Annotated in this window: 19 protein-coding genes and 1 tRNA gene; 9 read left to right on the forward strand and 11 right to left on the reverse strand. The window is 51.2% G+C overall.

The window, feature by feature from the left end; genetic code table 11:
* The first annotated feature begins 166 nt into the window (after positions 1–166).
* From HRU73_RS01255 to hemE, 5 genes are all read left to right on the forward strand, one after another.
* Positions 167–1,660, forward strand: coding sequence for a leucyl aminopeptidase (locus tag HRU73_RS01255; RefSeq protein ID WP_287399120.1), 1,494 nt, complete (start codon positions 167–169; stop codon positions 1,658–1,660).
* Between the two features lie 25 nt (positions 1,661–1,685).
* Positions 1,686–2,114: a DNA polymerase III subunit chi gene (locus tag HRU73_RS01260; RefSeq protein ID WP_287399121.1), complete on the forward strand. Its 429-nt coding sequence runs from the start codon at positions 1,686–1,688 to the stop codon at positions 2,112–2,114.
* 72 nt (positions 2,115–2,186) lie between these two features.
* The gene (locus tag HRU73_RS01265; protein ID WP_287399122.1) at positions 2,187–2,597 is read left to right on the forward strand and encodes a hypothetical protein; all 411 of its coding nucleotides are present in this window, start codon (positions 2,187–2,189) and stop codon (positions 2,595–2,597) included.
* Positions 2,598–2,734: 137 nt separating this feature from the next.
* Entirely contained in the window at positions 2,735–5,491 is a 2,757-nt protein-coding gene (locus HRU73_RS01270) for a valine--tRNA ligase (protein WP_287399124.1), read from the forward strand.
* A 73-nt stretch (positions 5,492–5,564) separates the two neighbouring features.
* A complete protein-coding gene (gene hemE, locus HRU73_RS01275) occupies positions 5,565–6,632 on the forward strand; it encodes a uroporphyrinogen decarboxylase (RefSeq protein WP_287399125.1) in 1,068 nt (355 codons plus the stop codon).
* A gap of 152 nt (positions 6,633–6,784) precedes the next feature.
* Here the strand turns inward: hemE and HRU73_RS01280 are convergent, their stop codons facing one another.
* The 5 genes from HRU73_RS01280 to HRU73_RS01300 form a co-directional block, all read right to left on the reverse strand.
* Positions 6,785–7,270 carry a VOC family protein gene (locus HRU73_RS01280; protein ID WP_276677912.1) on the reverse strand — a complete coding sequence of 162 codons (486 nt, stop codon included), beginning with the start codon at positions 7,268–7,270 and terminating at the stop codon, positions 6,785–6,787.
* Between the two features lie 144 nt (positions 7,271–7,414).
* A complete protein-coding gene (locus tag HRU73_RS01285) occupies positions 7,415–8,098 on the reverse strand; it encodes a DNA-3-methyladenine glycosylase I (protein WP_287399126.1) in 684 nt (227 codons plus the stop codon).
* Positions 8,099–8,289: 191 nt separating this feature from the next.
* Positions 8,290–9,567, reverse strand: coding sequence for an ammonium transporter (locus HRU73_RS01290; protein ID WP_011111083.1), 1,278 nt, complete (start codon positions 9,565–9,567; stop codon positions 8,290–8,292).
* Between the two features lie 671 nt (positions 9,568–10,238).
* Entirely contained in the window at positions 10,239–11,054 is an 816-nt protein-coding gene (gene murI / locus HRU73_RS01295) for a glutamate racemase (protein WP_287399127.1), read from the reverse strand.
* A 118-nt stretch (positions 11,055–11,172) separates the two neighbouring features.
* Positions 11,173–12,093, reverse strand: coding sequence for an integron integrase (locus HRU73_RS01300; protein WP_502709311.1), 921 nt, complete (start codon positions 12,091–12,093; stop codon positions 11,173–11,175).
* A gap of 923 nt (positions 12,094–13,016) precedes the next feature.
* Between HRU73_RS01300 and HRU73_RS01305 the strand changes: the two genes are divergently transcribed.
* The 3 genes from HRU73_RS01305 (at position 13,017) to katG (ending at position 16,815) form a co-directional block, all read left to right on the forward strand.
* Positions 13,017–13,640 carry a DUF6928 family protein gene (locus HRU73_RS01305; RefSeq protein ID WP_287399128.1) on the forward strand — a complete coding sequence of 208 codons (624 nt, stop codon included), beginning with the start codon at positions 13,017–13,019 and terminating at the stop codon, positions 13,638–13,640.
* 75 nt (positions 13,641–13,715) lie between these two features.
* Entirely contained in the window at positions 13,716–14,294 is a 579-nt protein-coding gene (locus HRU73_RS01310; protein ID WP_011112360.1) for a YfbM family protein, read from the forward strand.
* Between the two features lie 298 nt (positions 14,295–14,592).
* Positions 14,593–16,815 carry a catalase/peroxidase HPI gene (gene katG, locus HRU73_RS01315; protein ID WP_287400018.1) on the forward strand — a complete coding sequence of 741 codons (2,223 nt, stop codon included), beginning with the start codon at positions 14,593–14,595 and terminating at the stop codon, positions 16,813–16,815.
* A gap of 156 nt (positions 16,816–16,971) precedes the next feature.
* On the opposite strand, the gene sucD is transcribed toward katG, so the two are convergent.
* The 4 genes from sucD to HRU73_RS01335 all read right to left on the reverse strand — a co-directional run bounded on the left by sucD (position 16,972) and on the right by HRU73_RS01335 (position 20,772).
* On the reverse strand, positions 16,972–17,859 hold the full coding sequence (gene sucD, locus HRU73_RS01320) for a succinate--CoA ligase subunit alpha (RefSeq protein WP_287399129.1): 888 nt from the start codon (positions 17,857–17,859) through the stop codon (positions 16,972–16,974).
* 30 nt (positions 17,860–17,889) lie between these two features.
* Positions 17,890–19,062 (reverse strand): malate--CoA ligase subunit beta, encoded by a 1,173-nt coding sequence (locus HRU73_RS01325; protein ID WP_011112358.1) that lies wholly within the window; start codon positions 19,060–19,062, stop codon positions 17,890–17,892.
* Positions 19,063–19,253: 191 nt separating this feature from the next.
* A complete protein-coding gene (locus tag HRU73_RS01330) occupies positions 19,254–20,204 on the reverse strand; it encodes an HpcH/HpaI aldolase/citrate lyase family protein (protein WP_287399131.1) in 951 nt (316 codons plus the stop codon).
* Positions 20,205–20,679: 475 nt separating this feature from the next.
* A tRNA-Ser gene (locus tag HRU73_RS01335) sits at positions 20,680–20,772 on the reverse strand.
* A gap of 174 nt (positions 20,773–20,946) precedes the next feature.
* Between HRU73_RS01335 and radA the strand changes: the two genes are divergently transcribed.
* Entirely contained in the window at positions 20,947–22,296 is a 1,350-nt protein-coding gene (gene radA, locus HRU73_RS01340; RefSeq protein ID WP_287399132.1) for a DNA repair protein RadA, read from the forward strand.
* Between the two features lie 153 nt (positions 22,297–22,449).
* On the opposite strand, the gene HRU73_RS01345 is transcribed toward radA, so the two are convergent.
* Complete coding sequence (locus HRU73_RS01345) at positions 22,450–23,823, reverse strand: DEAD/DEAH box helicase (protein ID WP_011112355.1); 1,374 nt, start codon at positions 23,821–23,823, stop codon at positions 22,450–22,452.
* Between the two features lie 262 nt (positions 23,824–24,085).
* Entirely contained in the window at positions 24,086–25,753 is a 1,668-nt protein-coding gene (gene ettA / locus HRU73_RS01350) for an energy-dependent translational throttle protein EttA (RefSeq protein ID WP_287399134.1), read from the reverse strand.
* Positions 25,754–25,985: the final 232 nt, after the last annotated feature.

The following is a 25,985-nucleotide window of genomic DNA, read 5'->3' on the forward strand; positions in this document are numbered from 1 at the left end:
TTGAATGTCGTGAACTATTAATTAAACCTATTTGTGTCGAATGTCGCAAGCAGGATTCCGGAATATGGCAGGAAGTTCAGTTTTTGATTTGGAAGTAGAAGTATGGCCATAGTCCGATCGGTAGCCATTATCAAAAATAAACAAATAAAACAGGAGTAATAAAACCGTGGACTTCGCAATCAGATCCGATAATCCGGAAAAATACCGTGGCGACTGTATTGTCGTCGGGGTGTTCGAATCTCGTAAACTGACTGAAGCAGCCAGAGTGCTGGATGAAGCTGGCAAAGGCCATCTTGGCAGGATCGTGGATCAGGGGGATATGGATGGCAGGGCAAACACGACACTGTTATTGCACGGTATTTCCGGCATCGACAGTAAGCGTGTATTACTGATCGGGCTGGGTAAAGAAGAGGAATTCGGGGAAAAAGTATTTCTGGATGTTGTTCGTACAACATTCAAAGCGCTGCAGCCGACTGGCGTGAAGGATGTCGGCTTGTATCTGACCGAACTTACCGTAAAAGGAAGAGATGTTGCCTGGAACGTGTTGCAGACGGTGATCCTGGCCGAAGAAAGTGCATATCGCTTCGATCGTCTCAAGAGCAAGCCCGAGGGGCGCCAGCCCTCCCTGGCCGAGGTAGATATTGGCATCACCGACACATCCACAGCAGCAGCGGTAGAAACGGCATTGCAGCAGGGGCTGGCCATTGCACACGGCATGAAAGTAACCAAGGATCTGGGCAATCTTGCTCCCAATATCTGCACACCTTCCTATTTGGCCGGACAGGCTGAAGAAATGGCCAGAACGTTCAATCTCAAATTCTCCGTACTGGAAGAAAAAGACATGGAAGAACTGGGCATGGGTGCATTACTGGCCGTAGCACGTGGTAGCCACCAGCCGGCCAAGCTGATTGTGTTGGAATATCATGGTGGAAAAGATTCGGAAAAACCGGTTGCCCTGGTCGGCAAAGGTGTAACGTTCGATGCGGGTGGTATTTCACTGAAACCGGCTGCCGAAATGGATGAAATGAAATACGACATGGGTGGCGCTGCAAGTGTATTCGGTACGCTGACAGCCGTTGCAGAGCTGAAGTTGCCGATCAATGTGATCGGTGTTATCCCGACCACTGAAAATCTGCCAGGAGGTAATGCGACCAAACCGGGTGATGTCGTTACCAGCCTTTCCGGTCAGACAATCGAAATACTCAATACCGATGCGGAAGGACGGTTGATTTTGTGTGATGCTCTGGCTTACACGGAACGTTACGATCCGGAAGTCGTGGTGGACATCGCAACGCTTACCGGTGCTTGTGTGGTTGCTCTGGGCCATGTGGTATCCGGAGTGATGGGTAACGATGAGCCGCTCGTACAGGAGCTGCTTCAGGCAGGTGAGCAAACTTATGATCGTGCCTGGCATCTGCCGCTGTTCGATGAATACCAGGAACAGCTCAAGAGTAATTTTGCCGACACCGCCAATATTGGCAGCCGCTGGGGAGGTGCTATCACCGCTGCGTGTTTCCTGTCACGGTTTACCAAGAAATTTCGCTGGGCACACCTGGATATTGCCGGTACAGCCTGGAAATCCGGCAAGGAAAAAGGGGCCACCGGGCGTCCGGTTCCATTGCTGACGCAGTTCCTGATCAGCCGTGCAAACAAACATTAAGGAACATTAACTTCTCAAAGCTGATGTGACACAGATTGATTTTTACACCGGGGCAGCAGACAGATTGCTGATAGCCTGTCGCCTGTGTGCAAAAGCGGTGCAGCAGGGGTTGAAAACCGTCGTCCATGTTCCGGATGAGCGTCTGGCAGGCCAGTTTGATAAGTTACTCTGGACGTTTACACCCACCGGCTTCGTGCCGCATTGCCGGGTGGATAACAAGCTGGCAGATGTGACGCCCGTAATAATGAACAGTCGGCCCGTATTGATGGAAGCCGGCTGTTTTGATGTATTACTCAATCTGGATGCGGGTGTTCCGCCAGGATTTGAACAGTTTCCACGCGTGGTGGAAATTGTTGATGAAGCAGAGGATGGTAAACTGCAGGCGCGCAAACGTTACCGGCACTACCAGGAACAGGGACACGATGTTCGCCATCACCGGCTCGATGGAAATTGATGGGTTTTCTGGCGATATAAGAATGGTTCATATCTCGGATTTTGCATTTTTTATCCGTCGAGGAGCAATCTGGTGACTGACGATCAGCCTGATCTTTCTGCAGAACCGGAAGAAGATACACTTCTGCTGGGTAAAGTGGATTCGATGTTGCACCGGCATCGGCGCGAACAGTCTTCCCTCATGCAATCATCGGAACAGACTGTTGCAAAGCTGGATGATCCTGGGGAAATGCTGCCTGCCGAAGTCGGATCTGTTGAAGTACCTCAGAATGATGAGGGTGTATCGTCCGAGGTCGACGGGATTCCCGTTCTGACTGAGCAGGTGACGCTCGTGCTGGACGAATGGCCCTCCCAGTCAGAAATCTCCGAGCTGCTGTATTTTGCCTTTGATGCAGCATTGAGAGAAACCTCCATCCATCTTGATCCTGCTGAGCGGCTTACCCTGATACAAGCATTGGGAAAACGGCTGCCCAAGAATCTTTAAGCCATCCATTCCGCCTTCATTGGTTATAATGACCGGTTTTATTCTACTGGTTCGCCTTGGGAAATTCTGAAAGACAACTGCCTTCTACGTCTTGTCTGGCGCTCTTTTTTCAGTATTTCCTCAATTACCTGATCATCATGGAACTTGCAAAAAGCTTTGATCCAAAAGATATAGAAACCCGCTGGTATTCGACCTGGGAGACAGCCGGCTATTTCAGCCCGGCCGGTTTTGAGGGGGCGGATGCCTACTGCATCATGCTGCCGCCACCCAATGTTACCGGTACGCTGCATATGGGGCATGCCTTCCAGCATACCCTGATGGATGCACTCATTCGTTATCACCGCATGCTGGGTGACAACACATTATGGCAACCGGGCACGGATCATGCCGGAATTGCCACACAAATTGTGGTTGAACGACAACTGGATCAGGAAGGCAAGGATCGCCGTCAGATGGGGCGTGAAGCTTTCCTTGAGCGAGTCTGGCAATGGAAGGAGGAATCAGGTTCCACGATCACCCGTCAGATGCGCCGTATGGGGGCTTCCTGTGACTGGTCGCGCGAACGTTTCACCATGGATGAAACACTCTCCCGCGCGGTGACCGAGGTATTCGTGCGCCTTTACCGGGAAGGGCTGATCTATCGCGGCAAGCGGCTGGTCAACTGGGATCCGGTACTGCAGACAGCAGTCTCGGATCTGGAAGTGGTTTCGGTTGAAGAACAGGGTTCACTCTGGCATATCCTTTATCCTTTCGAACAACTGGAAGGAGGCAGTGAGCATCAGGGGCTGGTCGTTGCCACTACACGCCCGGAAACCATGCTGGGGGATATGGCGGTTGCAGTTCATCCGGAAGATGAACGTTATCGTCACCTGATCGGACGTCATTTGCGTTTGCCGCTGTCCGAACGCACGATCCCGATCATTGCAGACAGTTATGTTGATCCTGCTTTTGGTACCGGTTGCGTCAAAATTACCCCGGCACATGATTTCAACGACTATCAGGTCGGATTGCGGCACAAATTGATCCCGCTCAATGTTTTTACACTGGATGGCAGGATCAATGACAATGCTCCAGCAGAGTTTCAGGGGTTGGATCGTTTCGATGCCAGAAAGAAAGTGATTGCCGATCTTCAGGCACAGGGACTGCTGGTTGAAACCCGTCCGCATAAACTGATGGTTCCGCGTGGAGATCGCACCAATACTGTTATTGAACCGATGTTGACCGACCAGTGGTATCTGGCGATGGAAGGTCTGGCCAAGCAGGGCCTGGCGGTGGTTGCAAGCGGCAAGGTCAGGTTCGTGCCGGAGAACTGGACGCATGTCTACAATCAGTGGCTGGAAAACATCCAGGACTGGTGTATTTCGCGCCAGCTGTGGTGGGGGCACAGGATACCGGCCTGGTACGATGAAGATGGCAACGTAACCGTTGCGTATGACCTGGAAGAAGCCAGAAAACTGTCCGGTAAAGAAATCCTCCGACAGGATGACGATGTGCTCGATACCTGGTTCTCTTCAGCACTATGGCCTTTTTCGACATTGGGCTGGCCGGAGCAGACACCCGAGCTCAAGATTTTTCTACCCGGATCAGTGCTGGTGACAGGATTCGACATCATCTTCTTCTGGGTGGCGCGTATGGTGATGATGTCCCTGCATTTCACCGGTGAGGTACCTTTCCGGGAGGTATACATTACCGGCCTGATCCGTGATGCGGAAGGCCAGAAAATGAGCAAATCCAAGGGTAATGTGCTCGATCCGCTCGATCTGATCGATGGTGTTTCGCTGACAGAGCTGATCAGAAAACGTACCACCGGCCTGATGAATCCCAAACAGGCAGAATCCATCGAAAAAACTACCTGCAAGCAGTTTCCGCAAGGGATTCCCGCATTCGGGACCGATGCGCTGCGCTTTACATTTGCCAGCTTGGCTTCACATGGGCGTGACATCAAGTTTGATCTGCAGCGTTGTGAAGGATATCGTAATTTCTGCAACAAACTGTGGAACGCTACCCGCTTCGTGCTGATGAACTGTGAGGGCAAAGACACCGGTCTGGATGAAACCTTGCCGCTGAATTTCTCACAAGCGGATAAATGGATCGTTGGCCGTTTGCAGCAGGCTGAGCAGGGTGTGGTGCAGGCTTTTGATGAATACCGTTTTGACCTTGCCGCGCGCGAGATGTACGAGTTCGTCTGGGATGAATACTGTGACTGGTATGTAGAACTGGCGAAAGTGCAGTTGAGCAGCGCGGATGAAGCGCATCAACGTGCCACCCGTCGTACACTGGTGCGTGTACTGGAAGCAGCACTGCGGCTGGCACATCCGATCATTCCATTCATTACCGAGGAACTCTGGCAGGCAGTTGCACCCCTTGCAGGTAAAACCGGTACCAGCATCATGCACCAACCTTATCCGCAAGCGGATCCGGCACGTATGGATGAGCATGCTGCAGCCAATGTTCAACTGCTCAAGGAAATCGTCAACGCCTGCCGTACGCTGCGCGGGGAAATGAAACTATCACCAGCAGAGCGAGTGCCACTGCTGATAGAAGGTGATCCTTCCCGGCTGGCAGATTTTTCACCTTATCTGCTGGCACTGGCCAAATTGTCTGAAGTAACTATCCTGCCGGACAGATTGCCGGATACCGATGCACCGGTTGCCATTACAGGTGAATTCAGGCTGATGTTGAAAATCGAGGTGGATGTCGCTGCCGAGCGTGAACGTCTCAATAAGGAAATGCAACGACTGACGCTTGAAATTGGCAAAGCCAGAACGAAACTGGATAATCCCGATTTTCTTCAGCGTGCGCCAGAAAAGGTGGTGCTGCAGGAAAAAGAACGGCTGGCTACGTTCAGTGCCACTCTGGAGAAACTCGATCAGCAACTGCATAAACTGGGTTGAGGCTACCCATGTAGCGAGATCGCTATGACTTCTGTTCCACTGCTTAATCATTTCCGGGAATTTAAATAGCACTATGACCAAATTAGAAAACGATACCTTTATCCGTGCCCTGCTGCGACAGCCTGTGGACTATACCCCTGTCTGGATGATGCGCCAGGCTGGCCGTTATCTGCCGGAATACAACCAGACCCGTGCGCGGGCAGGCAGTTTTCTGTCACTTTGCAAGAATCCTGGCTTTGCCACGGAAGTAACATTACAACCCCTGGCCAGATTTTCACTCGATGCTGCGATTCTGTTCTCCGATATTCTGACGATCCCGGATGCAATGGGATTGGGATTATATTTTGCAGATGGGGAAGGGCCGCGTTTCGAGCGCCCGTTACGCGAAGAACGGGAAATCCGTTCGTTGATCGTACCTGATCCCGATACTCATTTGCGCTATGTGACGGATGCTGTCAGGCAGATCCGTACAGCGCTGAATAATCGGGTTCCACTGATCGGATTCTCAGGCAGTCCATTCACACTGGCGTGCTATATGGTGGAAGGAGCAGGCAGCAGTGAGTTCAGACAAATCAAGACCATGTTGTACGCACGCCCCGATCTGCTGCACCATATTCTGGGTGTGACGGCACAAGCAGTCACTGCCTATCTGAATGCCCAGATCGAAGCGGGTGCACAGGCTGTGATGATTTTCGACAGTTGGGGCGGAGCGTTGTCTCACGCTGCTTATCAGGAGTTTTCCTTACGCTACATGAACCAGATTCTGGATGGCTTGAAGCGCGAACATAATGGTGATCGTATTCCGAATATTCTGTTTACCAAGGGTGGCGGATTATGGTTGGAATCCATCATGGCCAGCGGTTGTGATGCAATCGGGCTGGATTGGACGATCGATATTGGCGAAGCCCGCCGTCGTACCCAGGATAAAGTCGCTTTGCAGGGGAATCTGGATCCGGCCGTACTGTTTTCCTCACCGGAAGTGATTGCTGCTGAAGCCGGGAAGATACTGGCAAGTTACGGTCACGGCCATGGCCACGTATTTAACCTCGGGCATGGCATTTCACAGTTCACCCCGCCTGAGAATGCGCTGGCATTGATTGAAGCAGTCCATGCGCAAAGTGTGCGTTATCACACTGATTGATAAAAATCATCAGATTGGCTGATGATATGTCTGTATCAAACGGGTTGTCAGAAGCTGATGATCCGTTAACTGCCGAAGCGCTCTTCCAGAGAAGCAGCCCGGAACGTTAAGCTGTTTGTCGGATGTGCACGTCTGAGCAGACTGTCCGTATTTCAACCGCGAAGTGCTGCTTCGATTGTGGCGATATCGATTTTTCTCATCTGCATCATTGCATCGAACGCACGTTTGGCAGCAGCGGGATCGGGATGGGTGATTGCATTTATCAGGACGATTGGCGTTATCTGCCAGCTTAGCCCCCACTTGTCCTTACACCAGCCACATTCACTTTCCTGACCGCCATTGCCGATGATCGCATTCCAATAGCGATCTGTTTCGGCTTGGTCAGTGGTTGCGACCTGAAACGAAAATGCCTCGTTGTGCATGAACACTGGTCCGCCATTGAGCCCGATGCATGGGATGCCCATCACAGTAAATTCGACGGTCAGCACATCCCCCTGCTTCCCTGATGGGAAATCTCCCGGTGCGCGATGTACTGCACCGACGAATGAATCGGGAAAGGTATCGGCGTAAAACCGTGCTGCATCTTCGGCGCAGTCGTCGTACCAAAGGCAAACCGTATTTTTTGCTGGTATTGTCATGTTATTCCTCCATTGAGATCAAGAATTGTGTCATTTCGGCTGGGATTCACTGTATCCCGTATTGACGCTTTAATGCCTGAATCAAGCTATGCCACGAAGCGGCATAGCTTGAATGAAGCTGGCTGTCAGGCCTTGAATTTCTCACTAAAACCGCGGATTAATACTCAACGACAGCATGGCCGATAGCTGACACAACGGTCTTCCTGAATCTTGCTGCAATTCATTGAAAGCATCCTGGATGATTTGCCTATCGCGCTGACCGGTGGGTTCATGGTCAATAATGCCTGCAGCGATCAGGCGTGCAGTCACGTCGCTGGTCAATAAAAAAGTATCCTTTCCGACCAAACGTAAAAATCCGGCAGACGAGCACCCGCCCAGACGAGCACCACGTTTGGCCAGTAAACGCCATAAGCCGATAATGTCAGCACTCGGCCAGTCAGCAATAAACTCGCCAAAACTGCAACCCTGTTCCTGGCGAATATCCAGAATAAACTGGGCATTTCTGGGGATGGTTTGCAGTTTGGTGTAATGACGGATGATGCTGCTGTTTTTCATATAGCCTTCGATCTGTTCCGGGCTGAGCATTACCATTGTTTCAGGTACAAAGCCCCAGAAGGCTTCTTCAAAAGCAGGCCACTTGGCATTGACTACTGAGTGTTGCATGCCGGCCTGAAATACCCGCTGGCTCATGGCAGAAAGATAACGGTCATCACCTTTCTGTTTTAACGTTGCAGAGGTGAGCGCTTTGGGCAGGAAAGCTTCCATCGCTTCATCCGATTCAAAACGCTTGCGTACTGTATCGTAAAGCCAGCGGTAGTTAAGGATCATGCTTGTCTTTGTCTCATTTTGTTTCAGCATCAAATATCTTGTGGAATAAGCCCAACTGCAGCGGTTTCCACGTGATGTCAGGTGATAAAGCGTATTTGGAAATTCTAAAAGAAGGGGGGGCCGGACATGAACATTAATCTTTTTGATTCGTGGCCCGCCCCCGACTGCCAAAAACTCATGGACAACAAGCTCTATCCTTCTGACTTGGCACTCAATACAGCAGCATCAATACGATTTTTCAGTCCTTGTATTTCAGTTTTTGCCTCTAATACCAGCCTTTCAGCTTTATGCTCATCTTCAGGTCCTGCAAGATGGATAAACTCGTGACTGTCCTCATAAGCTTGTTTCGTTGTACCGGTTAGTTTGATCAGTGCTCCAGCAATCACACCGCCAATCAAAGCCAGCGCAAGTGTGATACCGATACCCGTCAATTGAGCCACGGCAATACCTGGCACTATCAGGATCGCACTAAATCCGCCCAATAATCCTGGTAATCCATGCAGATTGTGTACCCCGCAGGTATCTATCGTCTTGGCTTTGGATTCCAGCATGGGCTGAATAAATACGAAACCCACGACAGAAATAGCACCACCCAGCAAACCGATCACAAAAGCACCCACTGGTCCGACGATGTTACAGACTGACCCGATCGCTACCCCCCCAGCAAGTGCTGCATTGGCCATGTCTACTATGGATGCTTTTCCTTTGTGAAACAATGCGCTCAGGAAATAGGTGGCGAGTGTGGCGCCGCATAAAGCAAGCAGTGTGTTGACTATGGTTTGGGGCATCTGTTCGAATGGTACGATTGCAGTCGCAAAGCTCGGCCAGAAAAGCCACAGTACCATTGATCCCAGCATTGAAAAGCGATCCGAAGTCGCATCCGATTCGATCGGCTGAGCCCGCTGCGCCGCTGTAGTCAGAGCGATGGAGACTCCCAAACCAAAATATGCACCAAAAGCATGGATAGCGATCGATCCGGCAGAATCCTGGAATCCTTCAGTCAACCCTGAAGCATTATCCAGCACCAGCCACTCATTCAGCAGATAAACCGGCACGATAAACAATGCCAGTAACGCGTATTGAAAAACCCGTAAACGCCCGAGTACTGCTCCCATGGCAATCAGCCCCGTAGCCACGGCAAATTCCGCATAGATTACTGCATCAACGGAGTGGGGCGTCAATGCGTGCCCGAAAATCCCGTTTGCGCGTAAAAGAATATAGAGTGGAAGTCCAGTGGCGACGACCAGATAGGTACCGGTAGTTGCGCTAAACCCGTACCTTCGTACGAAAACCATTAAAAAACCGAAACCGACCAGCAGCATGGCCAGAATGTTTATGGAGTAATTATATTGCGCTACCAGACGCGCTTCGTTGATCTCTGCAGGAGCAACTGCGCTCGCCCAACTGCTGAAACACAACAGAAACAGAGCGATTGAACTGAACGCAGTGAAACATAGGTGTTTACTCATTTGTTGACTCCCTATATCTTAAATTGAAGTTATCCGGGTTACCCCGCGTATGTGCCTGCCGGATTCTGGTTGATACAGCTATGGTGCTAAGATCAACCTCATTTGATCAGTTCATTAAACAGGAATATTTTCCGCATAAATAAGCGAAAACCTGATTCTGATTTCTATTGTTATTTACCAGGTCCGACGAAGCTTGGGCGCTCATAAATAAATGATTGTCTGGCTGTTCTGTCAGAGGCTGCCTAATTCCATATCTATTTCACTGCGGTCAGGAATTAACATTTCACCTTCCATTTACAACTCTTATACGATATTTATTCAGTCGCTCCGGCAGTGTGAACCTTAATAGCCATGAATTCAATATGGTTAATAAAGAATATTGAGAATTCATCCATCCGGAACGGTTTGTTTCCCCTATCAAGAAGTGATGGGGAGTGGGATTTTGTGACGTACTGGGGTTTTGGCTGGTCAGGTGGGTGATCTGCTCAATGACTTGAGCCAGTGTGTGGCCATCGTAAAGGTTATCGGACAGGCTGCGCATGCCAACCACCACCTTCCTTGTGAGTGGTGAATGGTGGCTATTCGTGACTTTGACACTGATGCGACGGCTGGCGGGTTTCTCTCTGCCAGTTGGCAATAAACTTGCCAAAGCTACTATTGTTAGGACCGGGTCAGGCGATACTTGCAAGGCCCAGACCATTAGCCGCCAACACCTCGATACGGCGTCCGAGTAATTTGGACATGATGTCACCGACAGCAGACGGTGAGGCGGCTGTAGTGTAGAACGCTTCGGCAGCTTGAGTCTGATTCACCGGAATCATTTCGCTGGATGAGAGGCGGTAGGCAAGTTGTCGAGCCACAGCCTCCGAAGGTTCAATGATGGTAACTTGCGGACCTGCCAGATTTTGAATCTGATCCGCCAGGAAGGTGAAGTGGGTGCAGCCCAGCACAACAACATCATTGGCCAGTGAGACCGCTGGAGCGAGATACTGCCTGAGCATTTCCTTTACTTCTTCCCCATCGATATTTCCTGCTTCGACCTGATCTGCGAGTCCGGGACATGGCTGAAGCATGATTTGAACATGGGTCCCATAGCGAACGCAAAGTTGTGCAACAGCTTCGCTTTCCGCGGTTCTTCGCGTTGTGAGGACAACGATCCGGCCATTCCGACTGATTGCTGCGGCAGGTTTGATAGCGGGCTCGATACCGATGATAGGCAGGGAATACTTGGCTCTGAGTGCGGTTACGGTAGTCACCGTTGCGGTATTGCACGCGACTACGAGTGCTTTCGCTCCATTATTGACCAGAGCATCCGCGATTTCAGTGACGCGGCGGATGATGTAGGCAGATTCACGACTACCGTATGGCGCAAACCCAGAATCTGCAACATAGACAAATGCCTGGTGCGGGAGCAGCTTACGAGCGGCACGGTAGACAGCCAGTCCGCCAACTCCTGAATCGAAAATTCCTACAAAGCCTGACTGCATGATGAAGATGTAATAAATTAATCTGATCAGGTCTTAGCCTGAATCAAGCTGTGCCCGCTTGCGGGCATCAGCTGGATGAATCGTCAGGTGATATGTGGTCTAGCTGGCAGTACTGATTTTACATATCCAGTGGACTTCTAACGCCTTGTCCGCCTTTATTGAGAACATGGGTGTAAATCATCGTGGTATGGACATCCTTATGGCCAAGCAGCTCCTGGATAGTGCGGATATCGTAACCAGAATCGAGTAAATGAGTCGCAAACGAGTGGCGTAAAGTATGCGGAGTGGCCAACTTGGTTATACCGCTGGCCTGCACTGCTTTTTTCATTGCTCGTTGCAATAGCTTTTCGTCGATATGATGCCGCCGCTCGGTACCACTGCGTGGGTCGATCGAGAAACTTCCGGAAGGGAAAATATATTGCCATGCCCAATCCATTGCTGCGTTGGGGTATTTGCGTTCCAATGCATCTGGTAAATATACCGATGCCTTACCTAAGCGGCTATCATCATCGAACAAAATCCGGCGATGAAGCAAATGTGTTTGTAAAGGATCTGCCAATGATTCCGGTAACATGGTGATTCGATCTTTCGCCCCTTTACCATCGCGAATCAGAATTTCCCTGCGTTCGAAATCCACATCCTTTACCCTGAGGCGCACACATTCCATCAAACGCATTCCTGTGCCATACAGAAGGTTCGCCATCAGACCATAGGTTCCGCTCATCCTGACCAAGATAGCCTGTACTTCGGTACGTGTCAGAACAGTGGGCAACCGCTGAGGTTGCTTGGCACGGACGATCTCATTCAGCCAAGGTAAATCAATTGACAGTATCTCCTTATACAAAAACAGTAAAGCCGACAATGCCTGATTTTGAGTTGAGGCTGATACCTTACCCGCTACTGCCAAATGCGTTAAAAACGCCTCTATTTCTGCTGCGCCCATTGCTTGTGGATGACGTTTGCCATGGAACAGAATAAAACGCTTTATCCATTGTGTATATTGGGTTTCGGTACGTAAGCTATAGTGTTTGATACGGATACGGTCGCGGACTTGATCGAATTCGGGGAACGGTGCACAGCGCTGCCTATCCCTTCATTCGACCGAACATCGCTTTGCGGCTATGTCCACTCAACAATCTTCGATACACTGCGTGTATCTCAATTATTTCGGGGTGTCGCACAATTCGCGACCCGTTAGATGACATGTTTAAGTTCCTGCGCAAGCTTCTCGGTCGTTCGGGTAGGTTTCCGGCCGAGACTGATCCAGGATTGGATCCGGAGATGTTCATTTACGTGATGATCCCTGGCGATATTCAACCTCTCATGAGGGGTGAACAGTTCGAGGACCCATTGACTGAGGTGTTGGAGGTAGTTGGCGTCGGTAGCATCTCTGGTGGGGGCTCTCAGCTTGGCGAGCCATATCCTGACGGTTGTCCTCGCGTAAAGTTCTGCGGGATCGACATTGACGTCACAGATCGTGACCGAGCATTAGGTGTTATCCGGCAGAAGCTCGTTGAGCTGAATACTCCGATCGGTACAGAGGTTCACTACACCGTGGGTAACTCAATGCTGCTAGATCGCTTTGTCGGAGATACGTGGCAAGAGCGTTTGCCTCGGTCCTTCAAGCATCCCGGCTTCGGCGTTTAGCCATGTCGTCTAACGGGTTGCGAATTGATCGAATTTGGGGAATGGCGCATAGCGCTGCTTATCCCCTCATTCGAGCGAATATCGCCTCGCGGCTATGTCCGACAATCTTCAATACACTGCGTGTATCTTGATTGTTTCGGAGTGTTGCACAATTTTCGACCCGCTAGGTGTTTAGTCCCATATTGTGATATGACTCACTACTAACACAGGAGGAATTGTGGGACAGATATTACATGGGAGCGTCAGTGAAGGCTCCCGCAGGTGAGCTTTGGCGTTAGACTGCATGGCCGGTCGCTACGGAGAGAAGGATCATAAATGGGATGGAAGACAGATTTAATCCTTATTGAGGGGGACGTTGCCAGCCGAGAAGAGTTGTTGGAGGTGATTGGCCGTCCGGGCTACTCTATTCACAAGCGTGGCACTTGTGGCGACATGTTCCCACCCCGCTCCTTGGTAATCGGGGCGTATTCCGGCTGTACTCTGGTGGCTGACCCAAAGCTGCCGACGAGCATAATTGACTATCCAGCAGGTCAAGATGCTAACCGTCTTGTGGCCAACTTTGCCGATCGGCAAATACTATGTTGCGTATTGCATAGTGTCGTTAATCTTGCGGCGTTTGCGCTTTACGAAAAGGGAGAGTTGAAGCGTTGTTTCGCTGCTTCGGGCGACGACGGTGTTTTTGCAAGCACAGGCAAGGTGTTGTCCGCCGAGCGGAAAGTGACAAGTCAGTACGCAGAGATCTCTAACGGTGATGGAGAAATTGTCTATGTGGACGACGATGGCGAAACATTTACCCTAGATGCACTCGGTGAAGATATCGTTTTCGAAATAGTGTCTATGATGACTGGGAAGCGCCCTGATCGTGACGAAGAGCTGTTTAGCGCTCCGGCGGATATTTACTCAAAGCCACCCGTTCTCAGGGCGCTTTTTCGTTGGTAAGGTGCAGCCTACTCCACAATGAGCCCGATCGTTCAACAGGAGCACTTCACTTACACTGCACGGAGATCATAAATCATGAGCATGTTGTGCAGCTTGTATCGAATCACCCCTGAGCAGGTCACAAAGCTGAAAGATTTTCCCGACGCGATCGGCGAGTTGGTTGGCTTTACTGCGCCTCCTCCGAAGGTCAGCTTCCTCTCAAAGCTCTTTGGGAAGCCCCCGAAACAACTTTCTTCTTCAGGGCAGCAGTTCGAACCTGTCGCAGAAAGCGACATATTTGAACTCAATCAAGCTTGGCATATCCTGCATTTCCTGTTTTCTGGCACCAATGCAGAAAGTCCATGGCCTGGCGGATTTCTCATATCAGGAGGCGAGGAGATCGGGCCTGACCAAGGCTATGGGCCAATTCGTCTCTTTGACTCTGAGCTTTCCAGGGCTGTCGCTGGATTTCTCGATACTCAGTCGTTCAAGATGCTGGACTCTGCTTATGTCGCCAGTGAGATTGAAGCGACCGAGATCTATTGGAAAGTTTCTTCCGAACATACTGAACGGCAACGGCAATTGGAAGAACTATGGAGTATGGTCAAGGAACTTCAAACTTTCTTTGAGCACACGGTACGAGCAGGTAATGCAACTCTTCTTTCCATCTACTGAAGTGACATCCAACCTATTGCTCCAAGAGATACACCGCAAGGGTGCGCTCCCGAGCTTGGCACGTTAGTACTCTGCATGGGTGCACCTGATCCATAGGTCTGTTACTCATCCGGGAGAGTTCCCATGAAAAACGAAAAGGCAGCGCCATTCTGATCGTTCATTATCCCTTTATTCGCGGCGATGGGCCAGGTGTTGACAAGTCGCTGGTTCTTTTCGCCGGAGGAGTCTAAACTCGAAATTCTCCGGTATGTTTTTTCACATTACCCTCCCAACAAAGAGTAAAGGAGTACTTATGAAAATGAAACAAACATTTCTGGTTTCTGCAATGGCAGTTGCCATATCCACCGTGTTGACGGTCAATCCGATCCAGGCCGAGTCGCAACCGCAACCGACGATGAACAGTTTTTGGTGGCCGGATCAACTGGATCTGAGACCGTTGCGCCAGAATTCGGCTGAGTCTAACCCGTTGGGCAAAGCGTTCAACTATGCCGAACAGTTTAAAACGCTCAACCTCAAAGCGGTGAAAGAGGACATCGCGAACGTACTGCATACCTCCCAGCCCTGGTGGCCGGCGGACTACGGCAACTACGGACCATTGTTCATTCGCATGGCCTGGCATAGTGCCGGCGTGTACCGCATTTTCGACGGACGTGGTGGCGCTTCCGGCGGACAGCAACGCTTCGAACCGCTCAACAGCTGGCCGGATAACGTCAATCTGGACAAAGCGCGGCGCTTGCTATGGCCGATCAAACAGAAATACGGCAGCAAGCTTTCCTGGGCTGATCTGATGGTGCTGGCCGGCAATGTGGCGTTGGAGGATATGGGATTCAAAACCATAGGTTTTGCGGGTGGGCGACCGGATGATTGGGAAGCCGAGATCGTCAACTGGGGAACCGAAAAGGAATTTCTCGCCGATGAGCGCCATGATAAAAGAGGCGAACTGGCGAAGCCTCTGGCTGCCGTGCAGATGGGGCTGATCTACGTCAACCCGGAAGGGCCGGGCGGTAACCCCGATCCGTTGGCAGCTGCCAGGCATATCCGCGAATCCTTCGGCCGTATGGCGATGAATGACGAAGAGACGGTGGCTCTGATCGCCGGTGGCCATACCTTCGGCAAGGCGCACGGGGCGCACAAGCCGGAAGAATGCGTTGGCAAAGAACCGGCCGCGGCCGGTATCGAGGAGCAAGGTTTGGGTTGGGCCAATAAATGTGGCAGCGGCTATGGCGTCGATACAGTCACCAGTGGTCTGGAAGGGGCGTGGTCGACCAATCCGGCGCGCTGGACGCATGACTATTTAACTTGGCTGTACGCTTTCGAATGGGAAACAACCAAGAGCCCGGCCGGTGCGACGCAATGGATTCCGAAGGGCGGCAAAGGCGACAACTTCGTTCCAGACGCGCACGATCCGACTAAACGCCATGCACCGATCATGTTTACAACCGATATCGCTTTGAAAGTGGACCCTGAGTACCAGAAAATCTCCAAGCGTTTTCTCGATAATCCCAAGGAATTCGGAATTGCGTTTGCCAAGGCGTGGTTCAAGCTGACCCATCGCGACATGGGACCCAAGGCCCGCTACGTCGGTGCCGAGGTACCTGCGGAAGACTTTATCTGGCAGGATCCTATCCCCAAAGTTGATCACAAGCTGATCGACGCCCAGGATATCGCCAGGCTGAAGTCGGCGATCCTGGCCTCGGGTTTGACGATACCTGAACTGGCCCGGACGGCATGGGCTTCTGCCGCTACCTTCCGCGGTACCGATATGCGCGGCGGTGCCAACGGCGCGCGCATTCGCCTGGCGCCACAAAAGGATTGGGAAGTCAATGATCCAGCCGAACTGGCCAAGGTGCTGACTCGTCTGGAATCCATCCGGAACGACTTCAATCGTACGCTGAAAGGCGGCAAGAAAGTGTCGTTTGCTGACGTGATCGTGCTGGGTGGTTCCGCGGCCGTGGAAGAAGCTGCCAGGAAAGCCGGTTACAAGGTGCAGGTACCTTTCAAACCGGGCCGTATGGATGCCGCGCAAGCGCAAACCGACGTCAAGTCGTTCGCGGTGTTGGAGCCTAAAGCCGACGGCTTCCGCAATTATTTTGGTAAGGGTAATGCGTATTCGCCTGCGGAAATGCTGGTCGAGCGTGCGAACTTCCTGACCTTGAGCGTACCTGAAATGACGGTGCTGGTCGGCGGCATGCGGGCGCTGGATGCCAATGCTGGTCATTCCCGACACGGGATATTCACCAGCCGGCCCGGTACCTTGACCAATGACTTCTTTGTGAACCTGCTCGATATGTCTACTAAATGGGCAAGGTCGGCAACCGAAGGTCTTTACGAGGGGCGGGACCGTGCTACCGGCCAGATCAAATGGACAGCTACGCCCGTTGATCTGATCTTCGGTTCCAACTCCGAGTTGCGTGCGGTTGCCGAAGTTTATGCATCGGACGATACCAAAGAGAAATTCGTACATGACTTTGCCCAGGCATGGGCAAAGGTGATGGACCTGGATCGTTTTGACACGCGTTGATTTTACTTCGCTATGCACCCAACCTGGCTGTAATCAAGTCAAGTTGGGTGCCCTTTTGGATACCAACCCGCAGGATGCGGTGAGCGGGCGAAACTGGCTGCCTAATAATTTGCTTCTTCAGGCAGAGTACTGGCCGGGTAGGGTTCCTTGTCCAGATTAAAGTCCGGCCAGAACTTTTGCGACGGTTTCACCCATTAGAGACGGAGTCGGGCAGATGGTGACGCCCAGTTCTTTCAGTCTTTCCACTTTTTCTGCTGCGCTTTCACCGGCTGAAGAGATGATTGCTCCGGCGTGTCCCATCCGTCTTCCGGGAGGTGCAGTCAGGCCGGCAATGTAGGCAACCAGCGGTTTGCTCATGTTTTCCCTGGCGAACAGTCCTGCTTCTACTTCCATTGGGCCACCAATTTCACCAATCATCAGCGTGACTTTGGTTTCCGGATCTTCTTCCAGCTTTTGCAGTACATCCCGATGTGAACTGCCGATGATCGGGTCTCCGCCAATACCTACCGAAGTCGAAATCCCGATATTCAGCCGTCGCATCTGGTCGGCAGCTTCATAACCCAGTGTACCGGAACGGCCGACGACACCAACGACCCCACGGCTGTAAATATGCCCCGGCATGATGCCCAGCATCGCCCGTCCGGGGCTGATAGTGCCTGAACAGTTGGGGCCGGTCAGCATCATTCTGTCTTTCCCAGGGAAGAGGCGTAAGAAGTTTTTGACGGTCATCATGTCCTGGGTTGGAATGCCATCGGTGATGGATACGCAATATTTGATACCGGCATCGGCTGCTTCCATAATCGAATCAGCCGCAAATGCCGGCGGGACGAATACGATACTGGCTTCCGCACCTGCCTGCTCGACTGCTTCCCGGACGGTATTGAATACTGGCAGCCCCAGGTGTTTCTGCCCGCCTTTGCCGGGCGTTACGCCTCCCACTACATTAGATCCGTAATCGATCATTTCCTGAGCATGGAAGGTGCCGATCCGGCCGGTAAAGCCCTGTACGATGATCCGCGTCTGCTCATTGATGAGAATTGCCACTTTTCTATTCCCCTTTTTTGTTCGTGTTATTCAAACTGCAGCTTGGTTGCGAGCGTGCACTACTTTCTCTGCTGCATCGGCCAGGGTTTCTGCAGTAATGATCGGCAACCCGCTGTCAGCGATGATACGGCGGCCTTCTTCCACGTTGGTGCCAGACAGGCGCACGACCAGAGGGACCGTCATTCCGATATTCCGTACAGCCTGAACCACACCTTCGGCGATCCAGTCACAGCGGTTAATACCGGCAAAGATATTGACCAGCATGGCTTTTACGTTGTTATCCGCCAGTACCAGCCGGAATGCTTTTTCAGTTCGCTCGGCAGATGCGCCGCCGCCGACATCCAGAAAATTGGCCGGTTCGCCGCCGGCCAGTTTGATCATATCCATGGTCGCCATTGCCAGCCCGGCGCCATTGATCATGCAGCCGATGTCACCATCCAGTCCGACGTAACTGAGACCTGCTTCCGCTGCAGCAATTTCGCGCGAATCGATTTGTGAGTTGTCACGCAATTCGGAAATCCGGTGGCGCCGGAACAGTGCATTTTCATCAAAGCTCATCTTCGCATCCAGTGCGATCAGCTCGTTGTTGCGCGTGACAACCAGCGGGTTGATTTCGAGTATGTTCGCATCCAGATCGCGCATGGCGCGGTAGCAACCTCTGATCGTCTTGACGGCGTGATTGAGCAGAACATCTTCCAGACCCAGTGCAAAAGCCATGGTTCTTGCCTGGAAATCCTGCAGGCCGACAGCAGGCTCGATGTGAATTTTTTTGATGGCATCAGGATTCGTGGCTGCCAGGGTCTCGATATCCATTCCCCCCTGTGCGGAACCCACCATGACGATACGTTCATGACTGCGATCGATCATGAAAGCGAGATACACTTCCCGGGCAATTTCGGTACCGGCTTCGATATACAGTCTGGAGCAGAGTTTACCCGCCGGGCCGGTCTGGTGTGTGACCAGTTTTTTTCCCAGCAGTGATTCAGCTGCGACTTCGATTTCTTCATGTGTCCGGCATACTTTGACACCGCCTGCTTTACCACGGGCGCCGGAATGGATTTGTGCCTTGACGACCCACACATTGCCATCGATTTCCCGGCTGCGTTGTACCGCTTCTTCCACAGTGTGTGCCAGTCCGCCTTCAGCCAGCTTGATACCGTATTCAGCCAGGATTTCCTTGGCCTGATATTCATGGATATCCAATATCTTCTCCCTTGAATTTGATGGAATTGTTGGATTTGAAAAAATTCTGGAAAGGTGTGATCAATTAGCCAGTCAGGATGAAATCAGGCGGAAAAGCACGGTTCACGAAGATGAATGAGTGTTGTATGCCTGATTCCAATAGGGGATGGCTAAGTGTGCAGTAATTTTTCAGAGTTTCCCTGGATATTTGTTTATTTGCTTTTGGCAGCGATCGCTTCTGCCATTTTGACGATGTTGTTTGCCATTCTTTCCGAGGCGGCATCAATTAACCGGCCATCAAGTGAGGCTGCACCTTTACCTTGAGCTGCAGCTTCCTTCAATGCTGTCAGAATGCGTTTGGCTTTGTCGACTTCTGCTGCAGGTGGGGTGAAGACTTCATTGGCTAGCGCGATCTGTGTCGGATGAATTGCCCATTTACCTTCACAACCCAGTGCTGCAGCACGTCTGGCTGCCTGTTTGTAACCTTCGGGATCCTGAATGTCACCAAATGGGCCATCGATTGGTCGCAGGCCGAATGCGCGGCAGGCAACGGTCATTCTGCTGATGGCTGCGTGCCACTGATCTCCAGGATAATCCGGATTGAGCCCGCCGATATTGGTGGTACGTGCACGATTGCTGGCAGCGTAGTCAGCTACACCGAAATGCAATGCTTCCAGACGTCCGGCCGTTCCTCTGCGGGCGATATCTTCAACATTGGCCATCCCCAGTGCCGTTTCGATCAGTGCTTCCACACCGATCCGGTTTTTCAGCCCCTGCTGCATTTCAAGCTGGCTGAGCATGGCTTCGACCATGTAAACATCAGCATAAACACCTACTTTGGGAATCAGCAACGTATCGATCTTGTGCCCGGCCTGCTCTACCAGATCGACCACATCACGCACCATATATTGGGTATCGAGACCATTGATGCGTACAGAAAGCGTGACACCGTGACTTTTCCAGTCCAGATCATTGATTGCCTGAATGATATTTTTTCTTGCCTGGATCTTGTCATCTGGTGCGACTGCATCCTCCAGATCCAGAAATATGAAGTCCACTCCGCTTTTCAGCGCTTTTTCAAACATTTCGGGACGGGAACCCGGAACAGCCAGTTCGCAGCGCTGTACACGCGGTGTTTTGGTTTCATACAGGGTATGACTCATTATTCCTCCAACGGATTAAATATGATGTTATGTGTGGATACTGGGATGTATGAATACTGCCGGTGAGGGTCCCGGTCGTTCATAAAGACCAGCAGATGTGTGGAATTGAAGGGTAAAACCGGAAACACGGAAGTGATATTTTTGAAAATTTGGCAGCATTACCAGTCGGATTTGCGAAATTATAGCACCGGCAACGATCCGATTTCAGCCATTCCTTGATATCACGCGATGCGCCGGCTGAAATGTGACCGAGCACAGCTGCTGTGATACAGCTTTCGGGTTCTCTGGTTGCAATGAGTGGATCAGTCAGTTTTATTACGGGGAAGTAGGGTAAGAAGTAAAAGGGTATAAACCTATTCTAGTTTTATTATGCTTTGCTGTCGTTGCCAATAACCAGCCAGATTTGCTGCTGGAGGATGTGGTTACTCAGGGCTATCTGGCGAGGGTAGAAAATGTTTGATATATACTTGGCATTTGGCGGAGAGGGTGGGATTCGAACCCACGTGCCAGGAAATCCTGACCATCTGATTTCGAGTCAGCGCCGTTATGGCCACTTCGGTACCTCTCCGGTTTGCGGCGAACAACGGGTGCTATTTTATCAGTTTTTCAGCCTGTTTATCGTCGAGCTGCTTTGCGTAAAGGGTTATCACTTGTATTACTGTTCTATCTGGCAAGAGCGCGCTGGTCGTAATAGCGGGCTTTACTGTCATCTATCCGAAAATTCCAGTTATGTGATCTGTTCATGACCAGGCTCAAGACACTTTACGTTTGCAATTCTTGTGGCGGACAGACTTTGAAATGGCAGGGTCAGTGCCCGCATTGCCGTGAATGGAATACGCTGACTGAGACTGTACAAGAGAAGAATGTACTGCGTTTTTCGCCAGATTCGATGCAGAAACAGGTGTTGAGTTTGAGCGAGGTCGAGACTGAGGATATGCCTCGTTTCCTGACGGGAATGGATGAGTTTGACAGGGTGCTGGGAGGGGGGCTGGTACAAGGCGGGGTTGTGTTATTAGGTGGCGATCCGGGTATAGGTAAATCGACGTTGTTGTTACAGGCGTTGTCTCGAATGTCTGCTCATCATCGGGTGTTGTACGTCAGCGGTGAAGAATCCATGCAGCAGGTAGCGTTGCGTGCAAGGCGGCTGTCTCTGGATGTGGCCAGGGTTGATTTGTTGACTGAGATCCGGCTGGAGGCGATCCAATCGATTCTGGCTGAGCATCGTCCGCGTATCGCAATTATCGATTCGATTCAGACAATTTATTCCGAAACATTACAGTCTGCACCCGGTTCGGTGGCTCAGGTGCGTGAATGTGCAGCACGATTGACCCGATTCGCAAAAACCAGTGGTACCTGTATCGTACTGGTAGGGCATGTAACCAAGGATGGTTCATTGGCCGGGCCGCGTGTTCTGGAGCACATGGTGGATACGGTGCTCTATTTTGAAGGAGATACGCATTCAACATTTCGTTTGATTCGTGCTTTCAAAAACCGTTTTGGGGCGGTTAACGAGCTGGGCGTCTTCGCCATGACTGAAAAAGGATTGCGGGAAGTGGGAAATCCTTCAGCACTGTTTCTTTCTCACCATGGTGTGCGTGTAGCGGGTACTTGTGTAATGGTAACGCAAGAGGGCACACGTCCTCTGCTGGTAGAAATCCAGGCATTGGTGGATGAGGCGCATGCACCCAGTCCCAGAAGATTGTGCGTCGGACTGGAACAGAACCGGTTGGCAATGTTGTTGGCGGTGTTGCATCGTCATGCCGGTATCCCCTGTTTCGATCAGGATATTTTCATCAATGCGGTCGGGGGGGTCAAAATTACTGAGCCAGGAGCTGATCTGGCGGTAATGCTGGCGATCGTTTCGTCATTGAAGAATCGGGTTCTGCCTGAAAAAACAGTCATATTTGGAGAAATTGGACTGGCAGGTGAAGTACGGCCGGTACAGCGAGGACAGGAGCGGATTAAAGAAGCTGCCAAACTGGGTTTTACCTGTGCGGTGATTCCAAAGGCCAATCAATCCAGGCAAGCTGTCAAAGGAATCGAAATCATCGCTGTGGAGCGAGTAGAAGAAGCTGTCAGCGCACTTTTCTGAGTTCTGAACAGATCATGTGCAGATTTTTCCGGCATGAATGCCAGTATGTGGGTTGTCAGGCGGGAGAAAGCGACATAAATCATGTGGTGAGTTACGCAGCGAGCTAAATGACCCGGGTATCGACATGACAATCAATACCCGGGAGATCCAGTTTTACTCCGTGCGGGCAAAACGATCGGCGCTGTTGAATTTGCTGTCCCTGAACGGACGTTTACGGGTTTCACGACCAAATGGTTGCCCGAACCCAGCATCTTTGTCTCCTCGGTGACCTGGGGAAGCCGTGCGTGTATTGGGATTGTCCGACCATGAACGTCTGGTTTTGTGTGCAGCAGCAGAGGAAGATGGTCTTCTTCCTGGTTTGTCGTCACTACGACCAAATCTTGGTTTGGTACGTGGTTCTATACCGGGTATGACATGAAATTCAAAGCGATTGCCGGTAAACCGTTCGATTCTCTTCAGATGAGCAACATCTTTCCCGGATGCGAACGAAACTGCGATACCGGAAGCGCCAGCCCGGCCGGTCCGCCCGATCCGATGCACATAGTCTTCTGCAAACTTTGGCAAATCGAAATTGATGACATGGGTAATGTCGGCAATATCGATTCCGCGTGCGGCGACATCCGTAGCCACCAGAATCTTGAGCCGGCCCTGACGCAGGCCGGTCAGAGTGCGTGTACGTTCACGCTGCGTCATGTCTCCGTGCATGGCGGCAGCCTTATGTCCCTGGGAAGAAAGGTTATCTGCGAGGGAATCGGCATCACGTTTCGTTGCAGTAAATACGATTGCCTGTTTGATGGTGGTGTCACGCAGCAGATGGTCCAGTAGCCTGTTTTTGTGCGTGAGGTCATCTACATAATGCATACGCTGTTCGATGTGATCGAGTTTGGTATGCTGAGCAGCCACCTGAATGCGTTTCGGTGCTTTCAGCAGACGTGTGGCGATTTTCTCGATTGCAACGTCCAGCGTTGCCGAGAACAGCAGTGTTTGCCTGGTTGCGGGTGTCGAGAGAGCGATGCGCTCGACATCCTGGATGAATCCCATATCCAGCATGCGATCTGCTTCGTCCAGTACCAGCATTTCCAGCCGCGAAAAATCTATCCGCCCGCGTTCGATGTGATCGATCAAACGCCCGGGTGTGGCGACCAGTACATCGACGGTTTGTGACAGGAGTTTATTTTGCAGGGGGTAGGGCATACCGCCCAGAATACTGACGACATTGATACGTGGCAGGAATTTTCCATATTTGCTGGCAGCATCGGAAACCTGCAGAGCCAGTTCACGTGTTGGTGTCAGAACCAGTATGCGCGGGCCACGTCCGCGAATTTGTGCGGGTGTGGCCAGACGATGCAATGCCGGCAGCATGAAGGCGGCTGTTTTGCCGGTTCCGGTCTGTGCACTTGCCATGACATCATGGCCTGCGATCAGATCCGGAATGGCTTGCTGCTGAATGGGGGTGGGGGCAGTATAACCCGCTGCCAGTACGGCTTTTACGATTGCGGGATGCAGATTCAAATTTTCAAATGACACTTTGGTTTTCCTGATAATGAAGAAATTTAATGCGCGAACAGGAATATACCGCAGCAAACAATGCTGGTACCGCTGGCGCATATCTATAAAACATCGCTGCTAACCAGGGATACTGCACAATTTCGAGAAGAAAAAATCTGGAGAGGTCAGAAACGATGAAACCTGAAACCCTGCCTTGACTTGATAGAGGCAGGGCGGTAAGTATACAGTAAATTACAGTAAAGGTTGAGTTTTTATGGAATTGCTGAGCGCAAGCGACTGGTCAACGTGTAATCGGTTTGTAGCGAATTCGTTTGGGTTTGGCCGCTTCTTCTCCAAGGCGTTGGCGTTTGTCGGCTTCGTATTCCTGGTAGTTGCCTGTAAAAAACGTGACTTGTGAATTGCCTTCAAAGGCCAGGATATGGGTGGCAATGCGATCCAGGAACCAGCGATCATGAGAAATCACCAGCACACAACCGGCAAATTCCAGCAAGGCATTTTCCAGTGCTCTCAATGTTTCTACATCCAGGTCATTGGAAGGTTCGTCCAGCAGCAATACGTTACCTCCCGCTATCAGTGTTTTGGCAAGGTGCAGCCGGCCTCGTTCACCACCGGAAAGTGTCCCGGTGATTTTCTGCTGGTCAGGACCTTTGAAATTGAAGCGGCCAAGGTAGGCGCGTGCAGGTACTTCATATTTGCCGACGATGAGCATGTCGTTTCCGCCTGAGATGGCCTGGAATACGGTCTGACTATCGGACAGAGCATCACGTGACTGATCCACATGGGCGATTTTGACTGTTTCACCTATTTTGATTTCACCTGTATCCGGCTGTTCTTTTCCCGTAATCATGCGGAATAGGGTGGATTTTCCGGCACCATTGGGGCCGATGATTCCAACGATTGCACCTGGCGGTATTCTGAAACTCAGATTGTCAATCAGCAGGCGATCTCCAAATCCCTTGGAGACATTGATAAATTCAATGACTTCATTTCCCAGTCTGTCTGCGACGGGAATGAAGATCTCTTGTGTTTCGTTGCGTTTCTGGTATTCCTGGGAACTGAGTTCTTCAAACCGGGCCAGGCGGGCCTTGGATTTCGCTTGCCTGCCTTTGGGATTTTGCCGTACCCATTCCAGCTCTTGTTTGAGTGATTTCTGGCGGGCGGATTCTGCACTTTCTTCCTGTTTCAGGCGTGTTTCTTTCTGTTCCAGCCAGCTTGAATAGTTTCCTTTCCAGGGGATACCGTGGCCGCGATCCAGCTCCAGTATCCATTCTGCTGCGTTATCCAGGAAATACCGGTCGTGTGTAACGGCTACTACTGTGCCGGGGAAACGTGCAAGAAACTGCTCGAGCCATTCGACTGATTCTGCATCCAGATGGTTGGTAGGCTCATCCAAAAGCAGCATGTCCGGCTTGGATAGAAGCAGTCTGCAGAGTGCAACGCGACGTTTTTCTCCTCCTGAAAGATGCTGGATATGAGCATCCCATTCCGGGAGGCGCAGTGCATCAGCGGCTATTTCCATCTGTTGGGATAAATTATCCCCATTTTGTGTCGTTAGTATTGCTTCCAGTCGTGACTGTTCGGCTGCCAGTACTTCGAAATCGGCATCTGGTTCGGCATAGGCTGCATAAACCGCTTCCAGTTGTTGTTGTGCGTTGAACACGTCTCCTAGCCCTTCCTGAACTGTTTCGCGCACGGTAAGTTTGGGATCCAGTTGCGGTTCCTGCGGCAGGTAGCCAATCTTGAGATCTGGCATGGGTGTACATTCCCCTTCAAAATCTTTATCCGCACCGGCCATGATTTTTAACAGGGTAGATTTACCAGAACCATTCAGGCCGAGCAGGCCGATTTTTGCTCCTGGAAAGAAACTCAGCGAGATGTCTTTGAGAATGACGCGTTTGGGAGGAACGATTTTGCCGACGCGATTCATAATTAAAACGTATTGGGCCATAAATGCTTTATTAATCCTGAATTTGAATTGATCTGAACAATCTAGAATCTGGGGAATTTCTGCCGGGATTTAATAAGAAAAAGCCACAGTTTAAAGCCGGCAGCCAGTATGGCAGAGCAGACGATTTACATCTTAATTATATTAAAAGGCAAAAATGTAAAAGGCAAATACTGGCGCTGAAGAAGTGAAGCATTCCATCAAGCGGGTAGAGTCGTTTGTCTGAGCGGATATG

This window comes from Nitrosomonas sp. H1_AOB3 (genome assembly GCF_015709435.1).
In the GTDB taxonomy this organism is placed as follows: Bacteria; Pseudomonadota; Gammaproteobacteria; order Burkholderiales; family Nitrosomonadaceae; genus Nitrosomonas; species Nitrosomonas europaea.

Excerpts from the sequence above, each read along its gene's own strand:
- ettA (WP_287399134.1), bottom strand. The coding sequence starts at position 25,753 with ATGGCCCAATACGTTTTAATTATGAATCGCGTCGGCAAAATCGTTCCT.
- HRU73_RS01305 (WP_287399128.1), top strand. The coding sequence starts at position 13,017 with ATGGGATGGAAGACAGATTTAATCCTTATTGAGGGGGACGTTGCCAGC.
- HRU73_RS01330 (WP_287399131.1), bottom strand. The coding sequence starts at position 20,204 with ATGAGTCATACCCTGTATGAAACCAAAACACCGCGTGTACAGCGCTGC.
- hemE (WP_287399125.1), top strand. The coding sequence starts at position 5,565 with ATGACCAAATTAGAAAACGATACCTTTATCCGTGCCCTGCTGCGACAG.
- HRU73_RS01290 (WP_011111083.1), bottom strand. The coding sequence starts at position 9,567 with ATGAGTAAACACCTATGTTTCACTGCGTTCAGTTCAATCGCTCTGTTT.
- HRU73_RS01285 (WP_287399126.1), bottom strand. The coding sequence starts at position 8,098 with ATGATCCTTAACTACCGCTGGCTTTACGATACAGTACGCAAGCGTTTT.
- radA (WP_287399132.1), top strand. The coding sequence starts at position 20,947 with ATGACCAGGCTCAAGACACTTTACGTTTGCAATTCTTGTGGCGGACAG.
- HRU73_RS01310 (WP_011112360.1), top strand. The coding sequence starts at position 13,716 with ATGAGCATGTTGTGCAGCTTGTATCGAATCACCCCTGAGCAGGTCACA.
- HRU73_RS01280 (WP_276677912.1), bottom strand. The coding sequence starts at position 7,270 with ATGACAATACCAGCAAAAAATACGGTTTGCCTTTGGTACGACGACTGC.
- katG (WP_287400018.1), top strand. The coding sequence starts at position 14,593 with ATGAAACAAACATTTCTGGTTTCTGCAATGGCAGTTGCCATATCCACC.
- murI (WP_287399127.1), bottom strand. The coding sequence starts at position 11,054 with ATGCAGTCAGGCTTTGTAGGAATTTTCGATTCAGGAGTTGGCGGACTG.
- HRU73_RS01270 (WP_287399124.1), top strand. The coding sequence starts at position 2,735 with ATGGAACTTGCAAAAAGCTTTGATCCAAAAGATATAGAAACCCGCTGG.